At 41.4% G+C, this 372-nt stretch carries 1 pseudogene; it reads right to left on the bottom strand.

The window, feature by feature from the left end:
• Positions 1–109: 109 nt before the first annotated feature.
• Positions 110–372: pseudogene (locus B4K20_RS10835) on the bottom strand (carboxynorspermidine decarboxylase); the annotation flags it as partial.

Below are 372 nucleotides of genomic sequence, written 5' to 3'. Positions count from 1 at the left end.
CACGCTCTTTTCATAGGGCACGGGTAATACATGAAACATGGCGTTGTGTGGTTCTGGCTGTTCAATTTCTGAACCGAGAAAAATTGGATACTCTTCCATTTGAATCAACTCAAGATAATCTGTGTTTAAAATCGTCGTAACCGAATTCTTTAACTATGCGTAAAGCATCGGTTTCTGAGTTCCACAACGCAATGGCTGGTAATTTGGTGCCATTAAACGTTGTGGTTTTGACCATGGTGTAATGTGCCATATCTTCAAAAATCAGCCGTTGTCCGACTTCCAATGGTTCTTTGAAGCTGTAATCATCAATCACATCCCCAGCCAGACAAGTTAAACCGCCTAGACGATAGGTATATTCAAACTCATCCGCTT

It is taken from the genome of Methylophaga sp. UBA5088 (assembly GCF_002414625.1).
Classification (GTDB): domain Bacteria; phylum Pseudomonadota; class Gammaproteobacteria; order Nitrosococcales; family Methylophagaceae; genus Methylophaga; species Methylophaga marina.
This window is presented reverse-complemented; position numbering and strand designations above follow the sequence as displayed.